Source organism: Parahaemophilus parainfluenzae, from assembly GCF_001053575.1.
Classification (GTDB): Bacteria; Pseudomonadota; Gammaproteobacteria; order Enterobacterales; family Pasteurellaceae; genus Haemophilus_D; species Haemophilus_D parainfluenzae_S.
The window spans coordinates 197735-224599 of the sequence record NZ_JVSL01000017.1 but is presented as its reverse complement, the minus strand read 5'-3'; the positions used below and the strand labels follow the sequence as shown (position 1 = coordinate 224599).

Annotated in this window: 24 protein-coding genes; 13 read left to right on the top strand and 11 right to left on the bottom strand. The window is 40.2% G+C overall.

Annotation, left to right across the window (positions count from 1 at the left end; all coding sequences use genetic code 11):
- Positions 1-32 precede the first annotated feature (32 nt).
- The 3 genes from ybeD (at position 33) to lipA (ending at position 1979) form a co-directional block, all read left to right on the top strand.
- Complete coding sequence (ybeD, locus tag AC979_RS03170; protein ID WP_049372829.1) at positions 33-311, top strand: DUF493 family protein YbeD; 279 nt, start codon at positions 33-35, stop codon at positions 309-311.
- A gap of 1 nt (position 312) precedes the next feature.
- Entirely contained in the window at positions 313-954 is a 642-nt protein-coding gene (gene lipB / locus AC979_RS03165) for a lipoyl(octanoyl) transferase LipB (RefSeq protein ID WP_049372828.1), read from the top strand.
- A gap of 62 nt (positions 955-1016) precedes the next feature.
- Complete coding sequence (gene lipA, locus AC979_RS03160) at positions 1017-1979, top strand: lipoyl synthase (RefSeq protein WP_005695484.1); 963 nt, start codon at positions 1017-1019, stop codon at positions 1977-1979.
- A 70-nt stretch (positions 1980-2049) separates the two neighbouring features.
- Here the strand turns inward: lipA and AC979_RS03155 are convergent, their stop codons facing one another.
- The 4 genes from AC979_RS03155 to galE all read right to left on the bottom strand — a co-directional run bounded on the left by AC979_RS03155 (position 2050) and on the right by galE (position 7286).
- Entirely contained in the window at positions 2050-4074 is a 2025-nt protein-coding gene (locus AC979_RS03155; protein WP_049372827.1) for a hypothetical protein, read from the bottom strand.
- A gap of 97 nt (positions 4075-4171) precedes the next feature.
- Entirely contained in the window at positions 4172-4816 is a 645-nt protein-coding gene (adk, locus tag AC979_RS03150; protein ID WP_005695482.1) for an adenylate kinase, read from the bottom strand.
- Positions 4817-4914: 98 nt separating this feature from the next.
- On the bottom strand, positions 4915-6189 hold the full coding sequence (locus tag AC979_RS03145) for an MFS transporter (protein ID WP_049372826.1): 1275 nt from the start codon (positions 6187-6189) through the stop codon (positions 4915-4917).
- Positions 6190-6269: 80 nt separating this feature from the next.
- On the bottom strand, positions 6270-7286 hold the full coding sequence (galE, locus tag AC979_RS03140; RefSeq protein ID WP_014064082.1) for a UDP-glucose 4-epimerase GalE: 1017 nt from the start codon (positions 7284-7286) through the stop codon (positions 6270-6272).
- Positions 7287-7491: 205 nt separating this feature from the next.
- Between galE and AC979_RS03135 the strand changes: the two genes are divergently transcribed.
- On the top strand, positions 7492-10725 hold the full coding sequence (locus AC979_RS03135; RefSeq protein WP_049372825.1) for a S8 family serine peptidase: 3234 nt from the start codon (positions 7492-7494) through the stop codon (positions 10723-10725).
- Positions 10726-10881: 156 nt separating this feature from the next.
- Here AC979_RS03135 and AC979_RS03130 read toward each other — a convergent pair whose 3' ends face one another.
- The 3 genes from AC979_RS03130 to AC979_RS03120 form a co-directional block, all read right to left on the bottom strand.
- Positions 10882-11418, bottom strand: a complete 537-nt coding sequence (locus AC979_RS03130) for an ankyrin repeat domain-containing protein (protein ID WP_049372824.1) — start codon at positions 11416-11418, stop codon at positions 10882-10884.
- A complete protein-coding gene (locus tag AC979_RS03125; RefSeq protein ID WP_049372823.1) occupies positions 11419-11655 on the bottom strand; it encodes a GH-E family nuclease in 237 nt (78 codons plus the stop codon).
- 132 nt (positions 11656-11787) lie between these two features.
- Entirely contained in the window at positions 11788-12318 is a 531-nt protein-coding gene (locus AC979_RS03120) for an inorganic diphosphatase (protein ID WP_049372822.1), read from the bottom strand.
- Between the two features lie 198 nt (positions 12319-12516).
- Here AC979_RS03120 and AC979_RS03115 point away from each other — a divergent pair, with 198 nt between their 5' ends.
- The 9 genes from AC979_RS03115 (at position 12517) to secF (ending at position 22008) form a co-directional block, all read left to right on the top strand.
- The gene (locus AC979_RS03115) at positions 12517-13833 is read left to right on the top strand and encodes an NCS2 family permease (RefSeq protein ID WP_005700018.1); all 1317 of its coding nucleotides are present in this window, start codon (positions 12517-12519) and stop codon (positions 13831-13833) included.
- Between the two features lie 180 nt (positions 13834-14013).
- A complete protein-coding gene (gene yegQ, locus AC979_RS03110; protein WP_005695474.1) occupies positions 14014-15393 on the top strand; it encodes a tRNA 5-hydroxyuridine modification protein YegQ in 1380 nt (459 codons plus the stop codon).
- 192 nt (positions 15394-15585) lie between these two features.
- On the top strand, positions 15586-16677 hold the full coding sequence (gene queA, locus AC979_RS03105; RefSeq protein ID WP_049372821.1) for a tRNA preQ1(34) S-adenosylmethionine ribosyltransferase-isomerase QueA: 1092 nt from the start codon (positions 15586-15588) through the stop codon (positions 16675-16677).
- A 111-nt stretch (positions 16678-16788) separates the two neighbouring features.
- Positions 16789-17961 (top strand): tRNA guanosine(34) transglycosylase Tgt, encoded by a 1173-nt coding sequence (gene tgt, locus AC979_RS03100; RefSeq protein ID WP_049372820.1) that lies wholly within the window; start codon positions 16789-16791, stop codon positions 17959-17961.
- A 52-nt stretch (positions 17962-18013) separates the two neighbouring features.
- A complete protein-coding gene (locus AC979_RS03095) occupies positions 18014-18526 on the top strand; it encodes a hemerythrin domain-containing protein (RefSeq protein ID WP_049372819.1) in 513 nt (170 codons plus the stop codon).
- Between the two features lie 3 nt (positions 18527-18529).
- Positions 18530-18757: a sulfurtransferase TusA family protein gene (locus AC979_RS03090; protein ID WP_005697892.1), complete on the top strand. Its 228-nt coding sequence runs from the start codon at positions 18530-18532 to the stop codon at positions 18755-18757.
- Between the two features lie 101 nt (positions 18758-18858).
- Positions 18859-19149, top strand: coding sequence for a preprotein translocase subunit YajC (gene yajC, locus AC979_RS03085; protein ID WP_005695468.1), 291 nt, complete (start codon positions 18859-18861; stop codon positions 19147-19149).
- 23 nt (positions 19150-19172) lie between these two features.
- Positions 19173-21023, top strand: a complete 1851-nt coding sequence (secD, locus tag AC979_RS03080; RefSeq protein WP_049372818.1) for a protein translocase subunit SecD — start codon at positions 19173-19175, stop codon at positions 21021-21023.
- 10 nt (positions 21024-21033) lie between these two features.
- Positions 21034-22008, top strand: a complete 975-nt coding sequence (gene secF / locus AC979_RS03075) for a protein translocase subunit SecF (protein ID WP_005697896.1) — start codon at positions 21034-21036, stop codon at positions 22006-22008.
- A gap of 79 nt (positions 22009-22087) precedes the next feature.
- Here secF and AC979_RS03070 read toward each other — a convergent pair whose 3' ends face one another.
- The 4 genes from AC979_RS03070 to clpB all read right to left on the bottom strand — a co-directional run bounded on the left by AC979_RS03070 (position 22088) and on the right by clpB (position 26744).
- On the bottom strand, positions 22088-23128 hold the full coding sequence (locus AC979_RS03070; RefSeq protein ID WP_049372817.1) for an AI-2E family transporter: 1041 nt from the start codon (positions 23126-23128) through the stop codon (positions 22088-22090).
- A complete protein-coding gene (gene glnB / locus AC979_RS03065) occupies positions 23128-23466 on the bottom strand; it encodes a nitrogen regulatory protein P-II (RefSeq protein WP_005697836.1) in 339 nt (112 codons plus the stop codon). Before glnB ends, AC979_RS03070 begins: the two co-directional genes overlap by 1 nt.
- Before the next feature lies 1 nt (position 23467).
- Entirely contained in the window at positions 23468-24061 is a 594-nt protein-coding gene (gene mog / locus AC979_RS03060; RefSeq protein ID WP_049362318.1) for a molybdopterin adenylyltransferase, read from the bottom strand.
- 112 nt (positions 24062-24173) lie between these two features.
- Positions 24174-26744: an ATP-dependent chaperone ClpB gene (clpB, locus tag AC979_RS03055; protein WP_049372816.1), complete on the bottom strand. Its 2571-nt coding sequence runs from the start codon at positions 26742-26744 to the stop codon at positions 24174-24176.
- Between the last annotated feature and the right edge of the window lie 121 nt (positions 26745-26865).

The following is a 26865-nucleotide window of genomic DNA, read 5'->3' as shown; positions in this document are numbered from 1 at the left end:
CACGCACCTTATTCTTAAATTAAGGAAACAACATGGCAACCGAAAACGATTATGAAAAACTAAAAGAAGTAATGGAATTCCCCGCTGCAATGACATTTAAAGTCGCAGGTGTTAACCGTGAAGGTTTAGCGCAAGACATCGTAGCAGTGATACAAAAATATTTACCGGGTGATTATATTCCAAAGGAAAAACGCAGTAGTAAAGGCACGTATAATTCAGTTTCGATTGATATCGTCGCGCAAAACTTTGAGCAAGTAGAAACCCTTTACAAAGAACTTGCAAAAGTTGAAGGCGTCAAAATGGTTATCTAAGATGAACAAAACAGATTTAATTGTCCGTCAATTAGGATTACAAGATTATCAGGAAATCTGGCATAAAATGCAGGAATTCACGGATAATCGAAATGCAGAAACCACCGATGAAATTTGGCTAGTTGAGCATCATCCTGTTTTCACACAAGGCCAAGCTGGCAAACCGGAACACTTATTACAACGCAGTGATATTCCTGTTGTACAATCGGATCGTGGTGGTCAAATTACCTACCATGGTCCTGGTCAGCAGGTCATGTATGTGCTCATTGATATTAAACGTCATGAACATTTAAATGTTCGCCAATTAGTGACTGCACTTGAACAATCTGTTGTAAAAACCCTTGCAGACTATGGTATTGAAGGTTATCCCAAACCCGATGCACCTGGTGTGTATATTGATGGCAAAAAAATCTGTTCATTAGGTTTACGCATTCGAAAAGGCTGCTCTTTCCATGGGCTTGCGTTTAATATCAATATGGATCTCAATCCTTTCCACTACATTAATCCTTGCGGCTATGCAGGGCTTGAAATGTGTCAGCTTGCTGATTTTATCGGTAAAGAAGAGGCAACACTTGACAAGGTTTCCCCAAAATTAATTAAACACTTTGCCGAACTTTTGGGCTATAATGTTACAAATTTATAACATTCACTTTTATAACACATTTAAAAATGCCTGAATCAGGCATTTTTCTTTAGGAAAGAACAATGTCAACGCCTTTTAAAATGGAACGCGGTGTGAAATACCGTGATGCAGCCAAAACATCAATTATCCCTGTTAAAAACATCGATCCTAATCAAGAATTGTTGAAAAAGCCGGAATGGATGAAAATCAAATTGCCGTCTAGCTCATTAAAGATCGAGACCATCAAAAACGGGATGCGTCGTCATGGGCTACATTCTGTCTGCGAAGAAGCGTCTTGTCCAAATTTACACGAGTGCTTTAACCATGGTACAGCAACCTTCATGATTTTAGGGGCGATTTGTACTCGTCGTTGCCCTTTCTGTGACGTTGCACATGGTAAACCATTACCACCCGATCCGGATGAACCACGTAAATTAGCTGAAACTATCCAAGATATGAAGTTGAAATATGTGGTGATTACCTCTGTAGACCGTGATGATTTACCTGATCGTGGTGCAGGTCATTTTGCTGAATGTGTAAAAGAAGTGCGTGCATTAAACCCTGGCATCAAAATTGAGATTTTGGTTCCTGATTTCCGAGGACGTATTACTCAAGCCTTAGAAAAATTAAAAGACAATCCACCAGATGTGTTCAACCACAACTTGGAAAATGTGCCACGTTTGTATAAAGAAATTCGTCCGGGCGCTGATTATCAGTGGTCCTTAAAATTACTTCATGATTTCAAAGAAATGTTCCCAAACATCCCAACGAAATCAGGTTTAATGGTTGGATTGGGTGAAACCAATGAGGAAATTCTTCAAGTGATGGAAGACTTACGTGCAAACGGCGTAACCATGCTTACACTAGGTCAATATCTCCAACCAAGTCGCCATCACTTACCGGTTGCACGCTATGTGCCTCCAGCCGAATTTGATGAGTTCCGTGATAAAGCCAACGCAATGGGCTTTGAACACGCAGCCTGTGGCCCATTTGTTCGCTCTTCCTACCATGCTGATTTACAAGCAAGTGGTGGATTAGTGAAGTAATCAAAAACAGATAAAAAAATGACCGCACTTTGAATCTCAAGTGCGGTCATTTCTTATATTATCCTTTCAACTAGTCAGTTGCTGCTGGCTTCTCTTCTTCGCCATCATCACTCTCCATCATGCTTTCTTGACGAAGATCTTCAAGGGTGCGACCATTAATTAAGTAGCCATTTTCCGTTTTTTCCACTCTAGAAACGTAATTATCACCTTCTTCTACAAATTCTCGGTGAAGTTTTCCATCATGTTTCACAAAGCTACTTAAATATTGCCAAAAGTATGAATTTTCCTTAATAGCTAAGGCTTTTTCATTTTGATCATCAAACAACATTTTACTTAATGTCAGATTAAATGTGCCTTCAATATTATCTGGAATCATGTCTGATGAATCATCTTCAGGCACTTGAGGCACAATACCACTCACTTCCAATTTAACTGGATAAGCATTAGTCTCCGGATAAGTATTAAGATTTAAATTCAACGTTGCATTATCAACGATTAAATCAAGCTCTTTCCAGGAGTTTTTGATGTATTTATCAAATGTGGCTGACGTTAAATGCGTGCTGCATAAGGCCCCATAAAATGGTGCTGAGCAAAATCTTGCTGATAAATGCGCTTTGCTGTGATTAATTTTAAATGGTGCATCAACCGCTAATTTTTCAAATTGGAATCCTGCACTTGGATAACTGGCTTTATTCGCAGACAATGTGATATGTTCATTATATTGATCATTGTCTAGTGTTTCCGTCTTATCACTGGCAGATACGTCATCAAGCACTAAATCGGCCATATTAAATGATTTTAATGCTGCCTCAATATTGGTTTTACCACTGAATTCTTTCACCCATTTATCTTTGGCATTCAAAAAGTCTTTATTGTCTTTTGCCGGTGCCTCTTTCTCAGCAAAAGCATCTAATAAAAACGGTACAAACGCCAATTCGTTTGCCACGTTGTAATCATCTAACTGAATATTAACTTTACCGCCTTTAGCTTCCCATTTACGCTCTTCATCGGCAGGGGTTTGCTTCACACTATCAACATTCAGTTTAAAATCTACATTAGCCTTGGTTAAATCCGTATTCGCCAACTTAAGTTCAAGACCGGCATTTTGTAAGTTAAAGTAAGGTTGATTATTTTTAGGCACATTGACAGAAAGCACGGATAACGAACCATCAAAACGATCATTTTGTGTAAAAATTTTCGTTAACAAATTGACGCCGTCTTTAATGTCTAGTGAGCCATCACTTAATTTTTTAAATTCATGATGAAAATTGACCGCACTTGGCACGCCATTTTGTTTAATGAATAAATTCAAACCACCCGCTGTCGCTTGACCTTCCTCTGTCGTGCGGGTTTTATTGGCAATGCGTAAAATATCACTACTGAATTTCGTACTCAGATCACGCTTATCTGCCTCACCTGATTTTACGTCAAAATGGTAAGTCGCATTTTTCATATAAACATGAGTGTTTTCCCCATTTAACAATGCCACTTCGGCATTTTTCGCGGTTAAGTCAATACTTGATAGGTCGTATTGATTTGCACCGACAGGCACAAGGCGAGCTTCACCATCAATTTGTTCCAGTTTAGTTTCTTTATCGTAATTAAAACCACTTAGAGTTGTTTTTAGCTCAACTTCTTTATTTTTTAAGAAATGAAGACCGATAGAAAGGTTTTGGGACTTATTCGCAAAATCACGGAATTCCGTCAAAATATCAGACTGTAAATAATCCCCTACCGGCGAAAATTTACTATTAATCGTGTTTTTATCAATCGTGATATTTAATGTTTTATTTAATTGGCGAACTAATTGATCAGATAACTGAGACTCCGCTGTAATAAAGAAAGGCAGTGCGGTGAGCTTAGTTGAAATCACATTTGTGCTTTTCGCATCGCTATCTTTTACACTAAAGATCAACTCACGAATAAAAAAGTTTTTCGCGGTTTGCGTCACATTCAATGTTGCTTGGTTATCCAAAGAATAAGGGAAATTTTTTAACACCTGATCGATTTTATGATTGGTGTAAAATTGTGCGCCGATCCCAAGTACCACTGCGATAGCCGAAATAGTCAATGCTATTGTTCTTTTCTTGCTCATAATGTCCCCAAATACGATCTCAATTTACGATCTCAAAATCCTTTTGAAAAATTAACCGCACTTTTCTCTTCAAAGTGCGGTCAGTTTCCAGCCTATTTTAGCCTAAGATTTTATCTAACTCTTGGCTTACAGCTTCCACTTTTTGAGTACCATCTAAACGGAAATATTGAGTATTACCTGCTTTTGCTTCAGCTTGGTAATAATCAATTAATGGGCTAGTTTGTTTGTGGTAAACCGCTAAACGATCTAACACAGTTTCTGGTTTATCATCCGCACGGATAATTAAATCCTCACCCGTTACATCATCTTTACCTTCCACTTTTGGTGGGTTGTAAACGATGTGATAAGAACGACCAGACGCTTGGTGTACGCGACGACCACTCATACGCTCAACAATCACTTCATCCGGTACATCAAACTCTAAAACGTAGTCAATTTTCACGCCAGAATCTTTTAATGCATCCGCTTGTGGAATCGTACGTGGGAAACCATCTAATAAGAAACCATTTGCACAATCTGGTTGAGAAATACGATCTTTTACTAATGCAACAGTTAATTCATCCGGTACTAATTTCCCTTCATCCATTAATGCTTTTGCTTGTTTGCCTAATTCTGTCCCCGCTTTAATCGCTGCACGGAACATATCCCCTGTTGAAATTTGTGGGATGCCAAACTTGTTCATAATAAATTGTGCTTGTGTGCCTTTTCCTGCACCAGGTGCACCTAAAAGAATAATTTTCATACGAATCTCCAATAAATAATAGACCTGTTTAAAATACCGTTAAAGCCTTGTTTGGTCAAATGATTTTGCTGTTAATTTTGACCGCACTTTATTTTATTTTAAGCTTTTTCATTTCCTTTTTCATTCCATGGAGCCACCCAGAATAAACAAATCATTCCTGGGATAGCGAGGAATAAACAAATCCAGAAAAAATGATAGTAGCCCACTGCCTTAACCAAGTAACCCGATAACATACCAAGCCCTTTACTTGGTAAAGCGGAAAGGCTGGTAAATAAGGCTAATTGAGTGGCTGTATAAAGCGGATTCGTTTCACGAGCCATAAAGGCGACAAAGGCGGCTGTGCCGAGACCAACACCAATATATTCACCCGCAATCACGAAACCTAATTTCCAAAGCTCTGCTGCACCGATATGGTCAAAATGTCCAAATGCAGCTAACCAAATAAATCCACCAATAGTAATCAATTGGATAAAACCAAATACCCATAATGCGCGATTAATGCCTAGGCGTAACATAATCACGCCACCCACGAGACCTGCAGAGATACTTGCCCAAAGTGAGGTACTTTTTACCACCAACGCAATATGCTCTTTTTCAAAGCCCATGTCATAGACGAATTTCGTTTGTAACGTAGTAGCAAATGAATCACCAAATTTATACAAGAACAAAAAGAGTAAAAAACCGATGGCTTGGGCAACACCTTTGCGTTGGAAGAACTCTTTCAAGGGTATCCAAAACACCATATAGAAAGGTTGATCACAATCGACCTGTGCAATCTGCGGTTCTTTCGCCAAAAAGAGCGTCATAAATATGCCCGCTAGCATACAAAGTGCGGTCAATAAAAAGACAGTTTCCCATGGATAAATCGTCGCTAAATAAAGCGAGAGTCCCCCAGGAATTAAGCCCGCAACGCGATAAGCATTAATGTGGATGGTGTTCCCCAATCCTAATTCATTATCCGTTAAAATCTCACGACGGTAAGCATCGAGCACAATATCTTGTGTCGCAGAGAAAAAGGCAATAAATGTGGCAATTTTAGCTACCGTACTTAACTCAGCCACGGGATCAAACTGACTAATCGCATAAAGGGAAATCAGCAAAACCACTTGAGAAATTAATAACCAACTACGACGACGCCCTAAAAAATGCGGGAAATAGCGGTCTAATAACGGTGCCCATAAAAACTTCAAACCATATGGCACCATCACCCCTGTCAATGCACCGATTAATTCAACGGAAAGTTTCTTATCTGTCAGCCACACTGGCAACATTTGCAATAACACGAAAAGTGGTAAGCCCGAACTAAATCCAGTGAAAACACAGATCAGCATTTTGCGGGTAAATATTTGACTAGAAAGGGATTGTTCTGACATAAAGTGCGGTTATTTTTGAGCGTGTTTTATCTGATTAAAATATTAAGGGCGGAATGATACTCCGCCCAATAAGAGTGAGATTAATCTCGGTATCCTTTCGGATTATTTTTTTGCCAATTCCAAGTGTCTTTCATCATTTGCTCAAGACCACGTTCTGCTGTCCAATTTAACTCTTTCGCGGCGAGACTTGGATCGGAATAGCATGTTGCAATATCGCCTGGACGACGTGCCACAAGACGATATGGAATTTTAATATTGTTTGCTTGTTCAAACGCTTTCACCATATCAAGCACAGAATAACCGGTACCTGTACCTAAGTTATAAATGTGTAAACCTGCGTCATTTTCATGGCGATTTAATGCTTTTAAGTGACCAATCGCTAAATCCACTACGTGAATATAATCACGTACACCTGTGCCGTCATGAGTATCATAATCGCTACCAAATACCGAAAGTTGCGGTAATTTACCGATCGCAACTTGGCTGATGTAAGGTAATAGGTTATTTGGAATACCATTTGGATCTTCACCAATCAAGCCACTTGCGTGTGCGCCCACTGGGTTGAAATAACGTAAGATCGTCATACTAAATTGTGGTTCAGCTTTCGCAACATCGGTCAGAATTTGTTCCACCATGTATTTAGAGGTACCGTAAGGGTTGGTTGTCCCGCCCACTTTACAGTCTTCTGTAATTGGAATAATTTCCGGATCACCATAAACTGTTGCAGATGAACTAAATACAAAGTTCCACACACCTGCTTTTTTCATCTCTTGAATGAGAACAATCGTGCCTGCGACGTTATTCATATAGTATTCAGCAGGTTTTTGAACACTTTCACCCACGGCTTTTAAACCCGCAAAATGGATTACCGACTGAATGCTGTTTTCAGCAAAGATTTTTTGTAATAAAGCACGATCTAAAATATCGCCCTCATAAAATTTCACGTCTTTGCCCGTGATTTCTTTTACGCGTTCTAAAGATTTTGGGGATGAATTGCATAAATTATCTAATACCACCACTTCTTTATTTGCATTTAATAATTCCACTACAGTATGTGAACCGATATAGCCTGCGCCACCCGTTACTAAAATAGCCATGAGTTACTCCTTAATCATTTTTGTTCGCAAATTATAACATTGATTTCTACGATACATAAATTTATCCCCTCTTTTGACCGCACTTTGGTGTGATCGTTGTCACAGAATAAACATTTTTCTCTGGAATTTTGATTTGAGTCATTGAAGCGCTTCGCGATGAAGCGAATAATAGCCTCCTAAAATCAAAAAGATAAAGGAAGACAATATGAAACCTCAAACACTTCAAAAAACCGCACTCGCACTACTTGTTGGTTTGTATGCTGCGAATGCAGCCGCTTATTCTGAACAAGGCCAAGCCGGTAATACCAAAAGTTGGGAAAGCGCTGAATACCTCAAAGACTGGGGCTTAACCTCAATGAATGCTTCCACGGCTTACGCTCTTGGCTTTAATGGCTCAGGCGTGAAAATTGGTGTGATGGATTCTGGCGTGCTATTAAACCACCCTGAATTTCAAGACGGTCGAATCCACGTAGTAAAAACAGAAGGGACTTATAGTAAAGATGGCATGCGTTATCCTGATGCCTCTGTGGGCAATGGCCCAATTAATAAAAACGAACCCGTAAAAAACGGCAAACGTAATTTTGATAAAACAGATAACGGTGTATTCACCAAAGGTGAAGCCTTCAATATTGATGGGGCATGGCATAAATATACCAATGATGCGCACGGTACGCACGTTGGCGGTACAATGGCGGCAAGCCGTGACGGCAATGAAATGCACGGTGTGGCTTTCGGCGCTAACCTCTATTCTGCTAACACAGGTGGTAACGACAACATGACCTATGGTCCAAACCAAGACTATAGTTTCTTCTTACAAGGCTACTCTGCTCTCGCCGATGCGGGCGCCAAAGTAATTAATAACAGTTGGGGTTCAAACCGTCGTGTCAATTCATCCTTTGCCGGTGCACAAGGCTACAAACCCAAATATGATTGGCGTGATGTGCCTGAATATGGCGTGCAGTACTACGATGTACCAAAAGCACCAGAGCCAATATCCAGTCCTGCGGCACATATTTATTTAAGTAACTTAGGTGAAGCTGAAAAAGCTTATTATCAATTTGTGACCAGTGGTGAGAAAAACTTTGTTGATGCGGCTTATGAAGTGGCAAAAAATAAACAAGTGATTCAAGTTTTTACAGCGGGTAACCGCAGTATGATGGCGGAATCCTTTACGCGTGCGATGTTGCCTTATTTCAGACCTGATGCAGAAAAATACTGGGTAAACGTCACGGGGCAAGTGGGTGGTGAAGGCTATCCTAATGATTCGAATGACGATGTGAGTGATGAAAAAGCAGGTGCAGATATTCAAGAATTTAACCTAGCCGGCCATTCAAAATGGTGGACGATTGCAGCGCCATCCGCCAACATCTATTCCTCCTACATTCAATTACAAGACAACAATACTTATGGTGACCCTATTTATAAATCAGCCGGAGGTACCTCAATGGCTGCCCCACACGTAAGTGGTGCATTAGGCGTTATCTTTTCTCGCTATCCATACATGACAACCGATCAAGCTCGCGATGTTATGCTTACCACAGCACGACAAACCACACTTCGCAAAGGGCTCGAAGGTAAACCATTAGAACGTTGGGAAACTGAACAAGGTGTACCAAGTAACGTTTGGGGTTGGGGTATTTTGGATCTTGGCAAAGCCATGTTTGGTCCAGGTCAATTCTTAGGAAACGTGAAAATCAACCTCAACCAAAATGATGTTTGGTCAAATGATATTAGCGATAAAGCCATCAAAGCACGTCAAGTCGAAGATCAAGCTGAAGCAGCTACTTGGACAACACGCAAAGCAGAATTACAAGCGTTAATGCAAAACCGTACAGGTGCGACAGCAGAAGAAAAAGCGGAATATCAAGTCGGTTTAGCGCGTGAGGCCGCTCGTAATGAACGTGCTGCACAAGGCTATATTGGTGCATTAACTAAAAATGGTGCTGGCACCTTAACGCTCACCGGTAATAACAGCTTCACCGGTGAAATTACCGTAAATGAAGGTCAGCTTTCAGGGTTAAATCAATCCCTTGGTTCGGCACAACAAGTCATCGTAAAACAAGGTGCAACATTGGAAGTGTTACCAAAAGCGGAAGTCACTAAACCAAGTGAGAATGGATTTGTCACCGAAATCTTAACCAGTACCGCGAAAACGGTCACTGCAACAGTGGAAAAAGGTGGTCGTTTCTTACTGAATAATGGTATTGCTAACGTCAATGCAACCTTTGCAGACGGTTCTGTTTTAGTGCCAAATAAATTTGATGAAGAAATTCTGCCTCAATTACAAAAAGATCCACAAAAAGCGGTATCTGTGCAAGGTACTGGCTCATTTGTGGGGGCTGAAAATGCGGTAGTTGAAACACTTCGTACTTATGATTTCTTTGCCGTTAAAAATGAAAGTAATGCAAATACGTTGAAAGTGACCGTTCAGAAAAAAGCCCTTTCATCTGCAGCTACTACTGAAAATGAAGTGGCTATCGCCAATGCATTAGATGCAGCAACAAAAAGCCCGGCTTACCAAAGTCTCATTTGGGGAACAAAAGAGAACGCTCGCCAAGCCTTTGCTCGTTTAAGCTATGATGAAGATCTGGCGACACAACAACACAACGTATTAAACGGCTTATTGCTTCGTCAGCAACTTGCTCAACCAGACGCAGTAAGAGCTCAACTTAATGTAGGTACACAAATTTGGACAAGTGGCACCTTCACCCACTTCAGCACGGATAGTTTAAGCAGCCATGCGTACAATCAACTTGTGGGTATTGATGCAACCATTGATACAAACAAACATTTAGGTGTATTTGTTGGCTCAACACAAAACAGCCACAAAATTGACCGCACTTCGAAAGATCGTGCTGTGCATTTAGGCTTAACAGCTGAACATCGTTTCAACGTGTTAACACCGAAAATTGGCTTTATTCAAAGTTGGGGTAAACACGAACAACGTGCAGAATTTGCGCAAGGTGTGAAAACTCATATCCAAACACAAAATGTCTTTGCTGAGCTTGCCTACACTGGCTTAAAAGGCGAACATTTTGCGATTGAACCTTATGCTGGCGTAAGCTATATGCACATCAAAAATAAAGGTGTGACAAAAGGCGAAGTGCAGTTAAAAGACAACAATCGTGATTTAATCGTCACCTCTGTAGGTTTACGTCCATCCATTCCATTTGCAATTGGTGGCATTCAATTAAATCTATTAGGTGATGTGGCTTATCATCGTTTCCATAAAGATAAAGCCGCTGAAGGCAGCTTGGTGCTCAATAACCAAAGTGTAGCGAATCTTTATGGTAAAGAATTGAAAAATGTCGTCACGACAGGTGTGGCATTACAAGCGCAGTTCACACCAGTATTGAGTGTGAAAGTCGGCTATCAAGGTGCTTATAACCACGATACCAAAGCGAATAATGTGAATGCAGAACTACGCTTCTCGTTTTAACGATATCTAATGATGCAAAAGTGCGGTCAATTTTTGAGAGGTTTAAAAACTCTTTGAAAATTGACCGCACTTGATATTTCCATTTTTCCAATCTACTTATAAATAATTAAAAATGAGCTTTATATAACACACCTTTAAATTTATTCCCAAAGTAAATTAAATTCCCTTTTTGGAATACTTTTCCATTAACTCAATCACTGGTTTAAATTTAGGATCTTGTGAACGATATTTTTTGATCCCTTCTAAAATACCATGCTGTCCAGTAAAGAAATCTATATCTCCCCCGTTATCTAGCATTAATTGAAGCAAATCCAGTCTTTCAGGGAAACCATTAATATAGGATAAAGGTGTAATTCCTCTTTCATTTGGTAAATTAGGGTTTGCACCAGCCTTAAGTAACGCTATTGCAGCATCAATATTTTTACCTCTTAACGCATAATGCAAAGGAGTCATTCCATATATATCCTGAGCATTAATATCTATACCCTTATTAATTAGATAATTAATAACATCAGAGGATGGTTTATTTGACTCAAATCCTAATAAGGCTTTATGTAACCAATTCCAATGCTCTACAGGAGTTACTTCCATGATATTCCTTTCCTTATCTTGAAAAAGCTCTTCTAATAAAGTTAAATCACCAGAATCCATTGCATCTAAAATTTTTATGCCCATCTCTAACTTATTATTCATTTATTTTCCTCTTTCAAAGTTTTTCATATCACGAACAATTCGTTCAATATCATCTTTACCAGGCATCTCATTTCTATGACTACGATTTTCAGAACGATTCTCTAGCCTAAAAATGTTGGGTCTTGAATTTACGTAATCATTAAATTCCTGTCTTGTTAAACTCAATTGTTTAGCGGCCTCTTCTAATCTTCTATGCTCCCATCCTGGAATATGCCCTATATCAAACGGACCATTCACTATTTCACCTTTTCTTTATGAAGTAATACATTATCTGAAACCGGCTCATATTGTGAAAGAATATTTTTTCTTATAGTGAATAAAAACAAAAGGCATCAATCCGATGCCTTTTTAATTCATTAACATGAAAAATTAACGTTCATTCCAACGTTTGATTGATTCACGAATCACTTCTTTCGCTTCTTCTACATCGCCCCAGTGAGTCACTTTCGTTGAGCCTGGTTTTTTCAATGCTTTGTAGTTATTGAAGTGGAATTCAATTTGTTTGATTAATTGCGCTGGCACATCTGCAAGGCTGTTATATGCATTGCCGGTATCGCGATCATCTGCTGGCACACAAACGATTTTATCGTCCACTTCGCCATCATCAACGAATTTCATCACACCGATTACTTTGGCTTCAAGGAATACACCTGTCGCAAGTGGTTGGCGAGTTAATAATAAAACGTCTAACTCATCGCCATCTTCGTCTAAAGTTTGCGGAATGAAACCATAGTTAGTTGGTTTTGCGAAGATCACTGGCTCAACACGGTCTAATTGGAACGCTGCAACTTTACGGTTCCATTCGATTTTGTGGCAGCTCCCTTCTGGAATTTCATTTACCACATTGATAATGCCAGCATCTACATCGCCTGGCGTTAAAATTTGATTAAAATCAGCCATTGTTTTTCCTTTTTTTGATTACGTTAAAAACTTTCAGAGTATAGCAGTTTTTAGTCGATAAAAAAATATGGAAAAAACATCCTCAAAACTGACCGCACTTTCCTATCCAACGTCAATAAAACAATTGCGCAAACGTTTACTTTTAAATGATTTACTATAAAATAGCACATCTTTTTGATTATTAACCTAGGGGACTTTATGTCAAGTTTAGAAAAAACCTTTGAACTCAGCAAACGCGGTTCAACGGTTCGTCAAGAAATCATTGCGGGTTTAACCACCTTCTTAGCCATGGTGTATTCCGTGATTGTTGTGCCTAAAATGCTTGGTGATGCAGGCTTTCCGGCTGAATCTGTCTTTATCGCAACCTGTTTAGTGGCAGGGCTTGGTTCGATCTTAATCGGCTTTTGGGCAAATGCGCCAATGGCGATCGGCTGTGCCATTTCATTAACCGCTTTCACCGCATTTAGCTTAGTGATAGGTCAACATGTTTCTATTCCTGTGGCATTAGGTGCCGTATTCCTCATGGGTTTAGTGTTCACCTTAATCTCTGCGACAGGTATTCGTTCATGGATCTTACGTAACCTTCCATCAAGTATCGCTCATGGTGCAGGGATCGGGATCGGCCTATTCTTACTTTTAATCGCCGCAAATGGCGTAGGCTTAGTGGTCGGTAACCAAGCGGGTTTACCGGTTAAATTAGGCGATTTCACCTCATTCCCAGTAATGATGTCTTTAATCGGTCTTGCATTCATTATCGGCTTAGAAAAAATGAAAGTGAAAGGCGGGATTTTATGGGTTATCATCGCGATTACTATCGTTGGTTTAATCTTCGATCCAAACGTAACATTCAATGGCCAAATCTTCAAAATGCCAACCTTTGGTGAAAATTCACTTTTCTTACAATTAGATTTACAAGGCGCATTACAACCGGCTATTTTACCAATTGTCTTTGCTTTAGTGATGACAGCGGTATTTGATGCAACAGGTACTATTCGTGCAGTTGCAGGACAAGCTGACTTATTAGACAAAGACGGACAAATCATCAACGGTGGCAAAGCTTTAACCTCTGACTCCGTAAGTAGCTTATTCTCAGGCTTATTCGGTACTGCGCCAGCAGCCGTTTATATCGAATCTGCAGCAGGTACAGCTGCGGGCGGTAAAACCGGTATCACTGCTATCGTCGTCGGCGTATTGTTCTTATTAATGTTATTCTTCCAACCACTTGCATTCTTAGTACCAGGTTACGCAACTGCGCCGGCGTTAATGTATGTGGGCTTATTAATGCTAAGCAATGTAAGCAAATTAGACTTCGATGATTTCGTGGGCGCAATGAGCGGCTTAGTTTGTGCGGTATTCATCGTGTTAACGGCAAACATCGTAACCGGTATCATGCTTGGCTTTGCGGCATTAGTGATTGGTCGCATCGTGAGCGGCGATGTGAAAAAACTCAACATCGGCACAATTATCATCGCCATTGTACTTGTCGCATTCTACGCAGGCGGCTGGGCGATTTAATTAAATACAATCTTGATAAGGCGAACAATGGTTCGCCTTTTTTATTTCTAGCCTTAAAAAAACAATCGAAAAACCAACCGCACTTTTACTTTACAAATCCCTAAATCCGCCTAAAATACAGGCCTTTAATACGGCTTGCCAAAAGCAAGCTACTGACCTGAAATCAGACAAGAGAACATTATGACAACCCCATTTAAACCTGAATTACTCTCCCCTGCGGGCTCCCTCAAAAACATGCGCTACGCTTTTGCCTATGGCGCAGATGCTGTTTATGCAGGCCAACCACGTTACAGCTTACGTGTACGTAACAATGAATTTAATCATGCCAATTTAAAAATCGGGATTGATGAAGCCCATGCACTTGGCAAAAAATTCTATGTGGTCGTAAACATTGCACCGCATAACTCTAAACTCAAAACCTTTATCAAAGATTTACAACCTGTGATCGACATGGGCCCTGATGCCTTAATTATGTCTGACCCAGGCTTAATCATGTTGGTGCGTGAAAACTTCCCGGATATTGATATTCACCTTTCTGTACAAGCAAATGCGGTAAACTGGGCAACGGTAAAATTCTGGAAACAAATGGGATTAACTCGTGTGATTTTATCGCGCGAATTGTCCATCGAAGAAATCGCTGAAATTCGCCAACACGTGCCTGATATCGAACTCGAAATTTTCGTACACGGTGCGTTATGTATGGCGTATTCTGGCCGCTGCTTGCTTTCTGGCTATATCAACAAACGCGACCCAAACCAAGGTACTTGCACGAATGCTTGCCGTTGGGAATACAAAATGGAAGAAGGCACCACAGATGAAGTAGGCAATATCGTGCCGAAAATCGATCCCGCTCAACAAATCGAAGTGAAAAATGTGGCACCAACCTTGGGTGAAGGTGCAGTAACGGATAAAGTTTTCCTTTACACCGAATCACAAAAGCCTGATGAACAAATGACGGCGTTTGAAGATGAACACGGCACTTACTTTATGAACTCAAAAGATCTACGTGCAGTACAACACGTGGAAAAATTGACCGCACTTGGTGTGCATTCTTTAAAAATCGAAGGCCGTACTAAATCATTCTATTACTGTGCAAGAACCGCACAAGTTTACCGCAAAGCCATTGATGATGCGGCAGCAGGCAAACCATTTGATGAAAGCTTAATGGATACCTTGGAATCCCTTGCTCATCGTGGTTATACCGAAGGTTTCTTACGTCGCCATACGCACGATGAATACCAAAATTACGAATACGGCTACTCTATCTCTGAACGCCAACAATTTGTCGGTGAATTTACCGGTAAACGTAATGAACAAGGTATGGCTGAAGTAGCGGTGAAAAATAAATTCTTGCTTGGTGATGAGGTCGAAATGATGACCCCACAAGGCAACATCGTCTTTAAAATTGAAAAAATGCTCAATCGCAAAAACGAAAATGTGGAAGCCGCACTTGGCGATGGCCACTTTGTCTTTTTAGATGTACCACAAGACATTCAACTTGATTATGCCTTGTTGATGCGTAACTTGGTCAACACCAACACGCGCAACCCACACAATTAATTGTTAAAAAATTGTTGCATTTATTAACAAATTCGCTATAATACACTCCATACCTGATTTGTTAATTCAACAACTCATAGTATGACTCCAAATATTTTGCCCTTTCACCTTTTTGAAAGGGCTTTTTTTCTTGTTCTTTCCTCCGAATAGCTCTAGACTATGCCCCATTTTTAGCTTTCATGATTTACAATTATGCGTGTTTCTGACTTTCATTTTGACTTACCTGATGAGCTGATTGCTCGTTATCCTAAAGAAGATCGCTCTTCTTGCCGTTTACTACAACTCAATGGCGAAAACGGGGAAATTTCTCACCGCACTTTTACTGATGTATTAGATTTAATCGACGAAGGTGATTTGTTGATTTTTAACAATACACGCGTAATCCCTGCCCGTATGTTTGGTCGTAAAGCTAGTGGCGGGAAAATTGAAGTGTTGGTGGAACGTGTTTTAAGTGAACACCATTTCTTAGCGCATATTCGTTCATCAAAAGCCCCGAAAGAAGGTGCAGAATTATTTTTAGGCGAAGATAAGCTCGGTGAAAATAATGGCGTAAAAGCGATTATGGTGGGTCGTCAAGATGCACTTTTTGAAGTGGAATTAGCAGATAAAAGTCGCAATGTGCTTGATGTGTTGCAAGAAATCGGTCATATGCCTTTGCCGCCTTATATTGATCGCCCTGATGAAGAAGCGGATCAAGAATGCTATCAAACCGTGTATAACAAAGTGCCTGGCGCAGTGGCGGCGCCAACGGCTGGCTTGCATTTTGATGATGAACTTTTACAAAAATTATACGAAAAAGGTGTCAATTTTGAATTTGTGACGTTACACGTTGGCGCGGGTACATTCCAACCCGTACGTGTTGAAAATATCGAAGATCACATTATGCACGCGGAATACGTAGAACTTTCTCAAGAAGTCTGCAATGCCATTATTGAAACGAAAAAAGCGGGTAAACGTGTCATTGCGGTAGGTACAACATCAGTGCGCTCTGTTGAAACGGCAGCCCTATCTGCAGAAGAAAATGGCAACCCAGATTTAATTGAACCTTATTTTTCTGATACGTCCATTTTTATTTACCCAGGCAAATCATTCCGTGTGGTGGATGCGTTGATTACTAACTTCCACTTACCGGAAAGTACATTGATTATGTTGGTCTCTGCCTTCGCAGGCTTTAGCCACACCATGAACGCCTATAAAAGTGCGGTCGAAAATCGCTATCGTTTTTTCAGTTATGGCGATGCGATGTTCATTACTAAAAATCCCAATGTGAAAGGCTTAGAATAAGTGGTTTGACTTATTTTCAACCAACTCATAAAATACCTATCAAGAAGCCTGTACTAACAGGCTTTTTTATTGAACAACAACCTACGAACTGTTTATTCGTTGAGGAAAAAAATGAAATATGAATTAGATAAAACCAGCGGCAGTGCACGTCGTGGTCGCTTAGTGTTTGAACGTCCACAAGGCACGTTCAGCGTAGAAACCCCGGCATTTATGCCAGTAGGCACCTATGGCACCGTAAAAGGCATGACGCCTGAAGAAGTGCGTGCGACGGGTGCAGAAATCTTATTGGGTAACACCTTCCATTTATGGCTTCGTCCTGGACAGGAAGTGATGCGTAAACACGGTGATTTACACGACTTTATGCAATGGCATCGTCCGATTTTGACTGACAGTGGTGGCTTCCAAGTATTTAGTTTAGGTAAATTACGCAAAATCACTGAAGAAGGCGTGAAATTCCAAAACCCAATTAACGGTGAGCGAATTTTCCTTTCGCCTGAAAAATCCATGGAAATTCAATATGATTTAGGATCTGACATCGTGATGATTTTTGATGAATGTACGCCTTATCCAGCCACTTTCGATTATGCGAAAAAATCCATGGAAATGTCTCTTCGTTGGGCAAAACGCAGCCGTGATCGCTTTGATGAATTAGGCAATAAAAATGCGCTATTCGGTATTATCCAAGGCGGCGTATTTGAAGAATTACGCAAAATATCATTAGAAGGCTTAGTGAATATTGGCTTTGACGGTTATGCGGTGGGCGGTTTAGCGGTAGGCGAACCAAAAGAAGACATGCACCGTATTTTAGAATATATCTGCCCACAAATCCCTGCAGACAAACCTCGTTATTTAATGGGTGTGGGTAAACCTGAAGATTTAGTGGAAGGCGTGCGCCGTGGTATTGATATGTTTGACTGCGTAATGCCAACTCGTAACGCTCGTAACGGTCATTTATTCGTGACAGACGGCATTGTTAAAATCCGTAATGCAAAATATCGCGATGATACAAGTCCATTGGATCCAGAATGTGATTGCTACACCTGTAAAAACTACACCAAAGCTTATTTATATCATTTAGATAAATGCGGTGAAATTTTAGGTGCACGCTTAAATACCATTCACAATTTACGCTATTATCAACGTTTAATGGCGGAAATTCGTCAAGCTATCGAAGACGATCGTTTTGATGATTTTGTAGTGGAATTCTATGCTCGCATGGGCAAACCTGTTCCTCCATTACAGTTAGATCCTACTCAATCTTCTGAAACACAATTATCAGAATAACACATGCAAAGTGCGGTCAAAAATGACCGCACTTTTTAACAAAGGAAACCTTATGCAAATCCTTGAACCTCAACAATTTGTCACTTGGAATGAGCCGATTGATATGCTTTATGCCTGTCATAGCAAAGTGAGACGCTTTTGTAAGCAACTCACCATTCTTCCTGGCTACTTAGAAAAAAATGGCGTGAATCAAGCCGTATTAAATGATGTGAAAACCATTTTGCAGTATTTTAATCACGCGGCACCACTTCACCATGAGGATGAAGAAAAAGACTTCTTTCCCGCTTTAATTGAAAAAGCACCTCAAGCGAAAGAATCAGTGGATGAATTAGAACGCCAACACGTTACTTTGCATGAAACTTGGGCAAAACTTTCTGAACAGCTAGAAGAATTGATTGCAGAGAAACGTACTGATGTAGATGAAAGGCTGATTACGCTATTTGTGGCGAGCTATGATAGACATATTGCCCTTGAAGAGCCGTTATTTGAGCTCGGTAAGCAATATTTATCCGCAGAACAACTCACGGCTATGGGCAAAATTATGTTTGCTCGTCGCCAAGCTTAAATCATGAAATATCAATTAGATTTGACCGCACTTTCCTGCCCGATTCCGCTTTTAACGGCGAAGAAGGCGTTGGCAAATTTAGCGCCGAATGATGAATTAGTTTTGCAATTAAATCGTCAAAGTGCGGTAGAAAATTTTGTTGTTTTTTGTGAAGAAAATCAATGTGAATTAGTGAATCAGCATTGGCTTTCCGAACAAATCTTCGAGGTTTGCTTGAAAAAAATCAATTAATCCTAAAATTCTGGTTGTTATTGCCTTCCTCGGCTTTTACTGAATGCCGTTTTATGGTATTTTACGCACACTTTTAACTTTTCATTTATAAGGAAAACACAATGGAAGCACAAAGCCCAATGTCCACGTTATTTATTTTCGTGATCTTCGGTTTAATTTTTTATTTTATGATTTACCGCCCACAAGCGAAACGTAATAAAGAACACAAAAAATTAATGTCTGAATTAGCGAAAGGCACTGAAGTATTAACCGCTGGTGGTTTGATTGGTAAAATCACTAAAGTAACCGAAGGTGCTGAAATTGTTATCGCTTTAAACGATACCACTGAAATCACGATTAACCGTAACTACATCGTTTCAGTATTACCGAAAGGTTCTGTAAAATCTCTCTAATTTAAATTCCTAAAGGGAAAACTATGTTAAATCGTTACCCATTATGGAAGAATCTAATGGTGATCCTTGTGGTCGCCATTGGTGCTTTATACTCTCTTCCAAATATCTATGGTGAAGATCCAGCGGTGCAAATTTCCGGTACTCGCGGACAACAAGCAGACACCACCGCATTAACTGAAGTACAAAATGTACTGAAAGAAAATAACCTTCCAACCAAATCTATCGTTCTTGAAAATGGCTCCATTCTTGCCCGTTTCACCAACACAGATGACCAACTTCTTGCCAAAGATAAAATTGCAGAAAAACTAGGCAACAACTACACCACGGCATTAAACCTTGCACCGGCAACACCGGCTTGGTTAAGCAGCATTGGGGCTAACCCGATGAAATGGGGGTTGGACTTACGTGGTGGTGTACGCTTCTTAATGGAAGTGGACATGAATTCTGCGCTTGCTAAACGTCAAGAACAGTTACAAGACACATTACGCAACGAATTACGTAAAGAAAAAATTCAGTTTACGGCGATTAAAAATGGCGACAAATTTGGTACAACGGTCACATTAGAAAACGCAGACCAAATGTCAAAAGCAGCGCGTATTATTCGTCAGTTACACCCAACATTAGACGTGTCTGACATTGGTGACAACACCTTAAACCTTGCCCTTTCAGAAGCGGCATTAACAGAATCACGTAACTTAGCCATCGAGCAAAACTTAACGATTTTACGTAAACGTGTCGCTGAATTAGGCGTAGCTGAAGCGGTTATCCAACGTCAAGGTGCAGAACGTATCGTTATCGAATTACCGGGTGTTCAAGATACTGCGCGCGCAAAAGAAATCTTAGGGGCAACCGCAACACTTGAATTCCGCATTGTGAATTCATTAGTGAACCCTGAATCCGCTGCTCGTGGTATGTTGCCTTCTGATACAGAAATCAAATATGACCGTCAAGGTCGCCCTGTTGCGCTTTACAAACGTGCGGTATTGGGTGGTGAACACATCATCAACTCAAGTTCTGGTTTAGACCAAAACACCAGTACGCCACAAGTAAGTGTAACCTTGGACAGTGAAGGCGGCGAAATCATGTCGCAAACTACCAAGAAATACTACAAAAAACCGATGGCAACCTTGTATGTAGAATACAAAGACAACGGTAAAAAAGACGAAAATGGCAAAACCATTTTAGAGAAAAGTGAAGAAGTCATTAACGTGGCTACCATTCAAGGTCGCTTCAGTTCTAACTTCCAAATTACAGGTGTAAGCAGTTCTGCAGAAGCACAAAACCTTTCTATGTTATTAAAATCAGGTGCATTAATCGCACCAGTGCAAATTGTTGAAGAACGTACAATCGGTCCTTCTCTTGGTGCACAAAACGTAGAACAAGGTATTGATGCAAGCTTCTGGGGCTTAATTGCCGTCATAGTCTTCATGCTGATTTACTATAAAATCTTCGGTATTATCGCAAGCTTTGCCTTGGTGATTAATATCGTTTTATTAGTCGGTTTGATGTCTATCCTACCAGGTGCAACACTCACCATGCCGGGGATTGCAGGTATCGTATTAACCCTGGGGATGTCGGTGGATGCCAACGTGCTTATTTTTGAACGTATCAAAGAAGAAATTCGTAATGGTCGTCCAATCCAGCAAGCCATTAACGAAGGTTATAATGGTGCATTCACCTCTATCTTCGATGCGAACTTAACCACAATTTTAACAGCAATCATTCTTTATGCTGTGGGTACCGGTCCAATTCAAGGCTTTGCAGTAACCCTTGCATTAGGTGTAGCAATTTCAATGTTTACAGCGATTACAGGAACACGTGCTATCGTGAACTTCCTATACGGTGGTAAACGTCTTGAAAAATTATCAATTTAGGTAGGATAAGATGAGATTATTTGCAAAAGATAAAAACGGACATTTTATCCGTGAAGTGAATGGGATTAAATTGCCATTCCCTCTCACTGAATTTATGAAAGTGAGATTTGTAGGGTATGCATTTTCCGCAATTTTAATGGCGATTTCCCTTTTCTTCATTGTGACAAAAGGCTTTAACTGGGGCTTGGATTTTACCGGTGGTGTGGTATTTGATACTCACTTCTCACAACCGGCTGATTTAGAGAAAATCCGTGGCACATTAAATCAAAATGGTATTGCAAGTCCAATTGTACAAACAACCGGTTCTGTACAAGACGTGATGATCCGTTTACCAGCTGATAATAACGATTCTGCTATTGGTGATCACGTTAAAAGCATGCTCCAAACGATTGACCCGAATATTCATATTAACAGTATCGAATTCGTCGGTCCAAACGTTGGTGAAGAACTGGCTCAAGGTGCGGTTTATGCGACCCTTGCAACCCTAGCAATGATGTTAATTTACGTGGGTTCACGTTTTGAATGGCGTTTAGGTTTTGGTGGTATTGCCTCACTTGCGCATGACGTGGTGATTACACTCGGTGTATTCTCTGCATTACAAGTCGAAATGGATTTAACCTTCGTGGCGGCGATTCTTTCCGTTGTAGGTTATTCTATCAACGATAGTATCGTGGTATTCGACCGTGTGCGTGAAAACTTCCGTAAAATTCGCCGTGTAGAAACCATCGATATTATTGATATTTCCTTAACGCAAACCTTATCGAGAACCATAATGACATCTCTCACAACGCTTCTTGTTGTGATTGCCTTGTTCTTCTTTGGTGGTCCATCAATTCATAACTTCTCATTAGCGTTATTAATTGGTATCGGTTTTGGTACTTACTCATCAATCTTTATTGCAATTGCGATTGCTTATGATATCGGCCTACGCCGTGAACATATGATTCCACCAAAAGTGGATAAAGAAGTAGATGATTTACCTTAATCTATCGAACATGAGATAAAAAGAAAGCCACCAATGGTGGCTTTTTTATTGCTAAAATTACGTGATTTTTGACCACACTTTAGTCATTTACATCACCTAATAAAGCCGCATATTTCTTCGTTGATTCAGAGCTTTCCAAAGTGATTTTAAACGCCATTGTCAGCGGCACTGAAAGCAACATACCAACCGTACCGAGCAACCATCCCCAGAAAAGCAATGAAAAGAATACGACCAAGGTAGAAAGCCCTAAGGTTTTTCCCATCATTTTCGGTTCAATAATATTACCGATCACAATATTTGATGCAATGATACCGACGGTTACACCCATACCCACACCAAATCCATTCAGCAATAACGCTTGAACAACAATCGGCACGGCTGCAATAATCGAACCAATATTTGGAATGTAATTTAATAGGAAGCTTAAGGTTGCCCATAAAATCGCATATTGGACATCCATTACATCCAACAAAATCCACGTCGAAACGCCGGTAAGCAGACTAATCACCGTTTTCACACCAAGATAACTAATCACACCGTCTAAAATACGATCGATGTGATGTTCTTCCGCGACAACATCATGTTCATTATCACTTAAAACTAAAGCAAGTTTATGCTTCATGGTTGGTGCTTCAAGCAGCATAAAAATCACCGCTAAGATCAACACAAAAACATTCGTCACCACACCAGAAAAGTTTAATAACAAACGGCTCACAAAGTTCATGATCACACTTGGATCAAAATGCTCCATAATGGCTTCGCGAGAAATTACAATCGGCAATTTCAGTTTTTGAGCTAATGCCATGGCGTCATTTATACGCTCTGAAAGCAACACTTTATATTGAGGAATTGAGCGAGTGAATTCCTGCACACTGCTGTTAATTAATCCTGCCAGGAAAAAGAATACGATTAAAATTAAGATAAACAACAAGGCAATCGCAATACCATGTGGCACTTTGCGTTGTGTCATCGCTTTAATTACCGGCGAACAAATAATGGCGATAAATAATGCCAATAAAAAAGGCACGACAATCTCCGCCGCCAATTTAATTCCCGCAAATACAATCACTAAAGCTGCCATTGCGACTAAAGTGCGGTTAAAATTTAAGTTTTTTTCCACTAAATGGCTTCCTCATTTTCTTCGCCTGTACGAACACGGATCACGCGTTCTACATCATAAACAAAGATCTTCCCATCACCGATTTTCCCTGTTTGGCAAGTTTCAACAATGGTTTCAAGACATTGTTCAAGTAAATCATCCGGCACGACAATTTCCATTTTCACTTTAGGTAGAAAATCCACCATATATTCCGCACCGCGATAAAGCTCTGTATGCCCTTTTTGGCGGCCAAAACCACGGACTTCAGTCACGGTCATTCCGCTAATACCGATATCAGATAAATTTTCACGCACATCATCTAATTTAAATGGCTTAATAATGGCTTCGATTTTTTTCATCTTATTTCTCCAAATTTTCACGGCGCGCGGCTTTCGGGCGGAAGCTTGTAATCACTTCAGGTTTGGTATCAATATAAATACCATCAATTAATTGCAAACAGTAAGGCACTGCACTAAAAATCCCTTTCACTAAGACTTTGCCTTGTTCATCTTTCACGCCTTCTAAGGTTTCTTTGATGGCTTTTGGTTGACCAGGTAAATTCAAGATGAGACTGTTTTTACGAATCACACCAACTTGACGAGATAGAATCGCTGTCGGCACAAAATGCAAACTTACTTGACGCATTTGCTCGCCAAATCCTGGCATTTCACGATCGGCTACCGCTAACGTTGCATCTGGTGTCACATCACGTTTTGCCGGCCCTGTACCACCAGTGGTTAGCACTAAATGACAATGGTGCTCATCCACCAATTCTTTCAACGTTTGTTCAATTAATGGCTGCTCGTCTGGAATTAATCGTGTTTCCACTTCAAAAGGATCTACCAACGCTTGCTCTAGCCATTGTTGTAATTCGGGAATCCCTTGATCTTGATACACACCACTTGATGCACGATCTGACACTGAAACCAAACCAATTTTTAAAAGTGCGGTCATTTTTTTCCTCATTTTTATACGCTATAAACAGCGTCATTCTACCTTATTTTATCTTTTACCAAAGCATAAAAAAGCCATTTAGCTTTCACTAAATGGCTTTTCATTTTACAAATTATTGTCTGGCTTGAACTTTGCCATCCACATAATCCACTGTGACCACTTTACCTGGTAATAATTGACCAGATAGAACTTGTTGTGCCAAGCTGTTTTCGATCTCTTGTTGGATTGCACGTTTTAATGGACGTGCCCCATAAATTGGGTCATAACCTACTTCACCAATGAAATCTAATAACGCTTCAGTAAACACTAATTCGTAACCACGAGTTTCTATACGTTTTGCTAAACGTTCTAATTGGATGCTTGCAATCGCACGGATGTTGTCTTTATCAAGTGGGTGGAATACAACAGTTTCGTCAATACGGTTGATGAATTCCGGACGGAAATGTTGGCTAACCACTGACATCACTAAGGCTTTCATTTCGCCATAGCTTTCGTCTTTACTACCTTGGATCAAATCAGAACCCAAGTTAGAGGTCATAATCACGACTGTGTTACGGAAGTCCACAGTACGACCTTGACCATCAGTTAAACGACCATCATCCAATACTTGTAACAAGATATTGAATACATCTGCATGGGCTTTTTCCACTTCATCAAGCAAAATCACCGAATATGGACGACGACGTACAGCCTCAGTTAAGTAACCACCTTCTTCATAGCCTACGTAGCCTGGAGGCGCACCCACTAAACGAGATACGCTGTGTTTTTCCATAAACTCTGACATATCAATACGCACCATCGCATCTTCGCTGTCAAAGAGGAATTTCGCCAATGTTTTGCAAAGCTCTGTTTTACCTACACCAGTTGGACCTAAGAATAAGAAAGAACCAATTGGGCGGTTAGGATCTGAAAGCCCTGCACGGCTACGACGAATTGCGTTCGCGACGGCATCAACTGCTTCTTCTTGACCGATCACACGTTTGTGCAATTCTTCTTCCATGCGTAAGAGTTTTTCTTTCTCACCTTCCATCATTTTAGAAACTGGAATGCCAGTTGCTTTAGAAAGTACTTCCGCAATTTCTTCATCTGTCACACGATAGCGTAATAGGCTCATTTCTTTGCCTTCACCGGTTTCAGCGGCAGCAAGTTGTTTTTCCAATTCAGGAATACGACCGTATTGAAGCTCAGACATTTTGCTTAAATCACCAGCACGACGAGCTTGCTCCATTTCAGTTTTCGCCGCATCTAACGCTTGTTTGATGTGTTGAGAACCTGAAAGTGCTGCTTTTTCTGACTTCCATACTTCTTCAAGTTCCGCATATTCACGTTCTTTGTCAGAAAGTTCTTTTTCTAACATTTCTAAACGTTTACGGCTTGCTTCGTCTTCTTCTTTTTGTAATGCCTGTTGTTCCAATTTTAATTGGATAATACGGCGTTCAAGACGATCAAGCGGCTCTGGTTTAGAGTCAATTTCCATACGGATACTAGAAGCCGCCTCATCGATTAAGTCGATGGCTTTATCCGGCAATTGTCGATCGGAAATATAACGATGTGAAAGTGTTGCCGCTGCTACGATTGCTGGGTCAGTAATATCTACATGGTGATGGATCTCATAACGCTCTTTCAAACCACGTAAGATCGCAATGGTATCTTCTACACTTGGTTCATCTACAAAGACTTTTTGGAAACGACGTTCAAGCGCCGCATCTTTCTCGATATATTGACGATATTCGTCTAACGTTGTTGCACCCACACAGTGTAATTCACCACGTGCTAAACTTGGTTTTAATAAGTTACCTGCATCCATCGCACCGTCAGTTTTACCTGCACCAACCATGGTATGGATTTCATCAATAAAGAGGATCACGCGACCTTCTTCTTTTGCAAGTTCATTTAATACCGCTTTTAAACGTTCTTCAAATTCACCACGATATTTAGCACCTGCAATCAAGGCACCCATATCTAAAGAAAGGACACGTTTGTTTTTCAAGCCTTCCGGTACTTCACCATTGACAATACGTTGTGCCAAACCTTCTACAATAGCGGTTTTACCTACACCAGGCTCACCGATTAATACTGGGTTGTTTTTGGTACGACGTTGCAATACTTGAATGGCTCGACGAATTTCTTCATCACGACCAATAACCGGGTCGAGTTTGCCACTTTCAGCACGAGCTGTTAAATCAATCGTATATTTTTCAAGAGCTTGTCTGCTTTCTTCTGCATTTTGATCGTTCACGCTTTGTCCTCCGCGAATATGTTGAATCGCTTGTAAAATTTGTTCTTTTTTCGCACCACATTTTTTCAAAATGTCATTTAATGCACCGCGCTCTTCAAGCGCCGCTAATAAGAACAATTCACTGGAAATAAATTTATCTTGTTTTTGTTGTGCTAATTTGTCACATAAATTCAATAAGTTGAGTAATTGACGAGAAATTTGCACGTCTCCGCCATTACCTGACACTTGTGGCAATTTATTCAATTCTGCGTTTAATTCATTACGTAATAACGCGACATTCACGCCACTTGCTGTCAAAATCGGTGCAATTGAACCGTCTTGTTGATTTAAAAGTGCGGCCAATAAATGCACTGGTTCGATAAACTGATTATCTTTACCAAGCGCTAATGACTGTGCTTCACTGAGTGCTTGTTGGAATTTAGTGGTAAATTTTTCAATATTCATATCTTATCTTCTCCTGCATAAAATTGTTGGGGTCATCCCCTTTATGAGTAATTAAATAAGACCCTTTTTTGGTATTTCAAGAGAAAAAATCAACTATTTTTAATTTTTTCTATCAAACTTT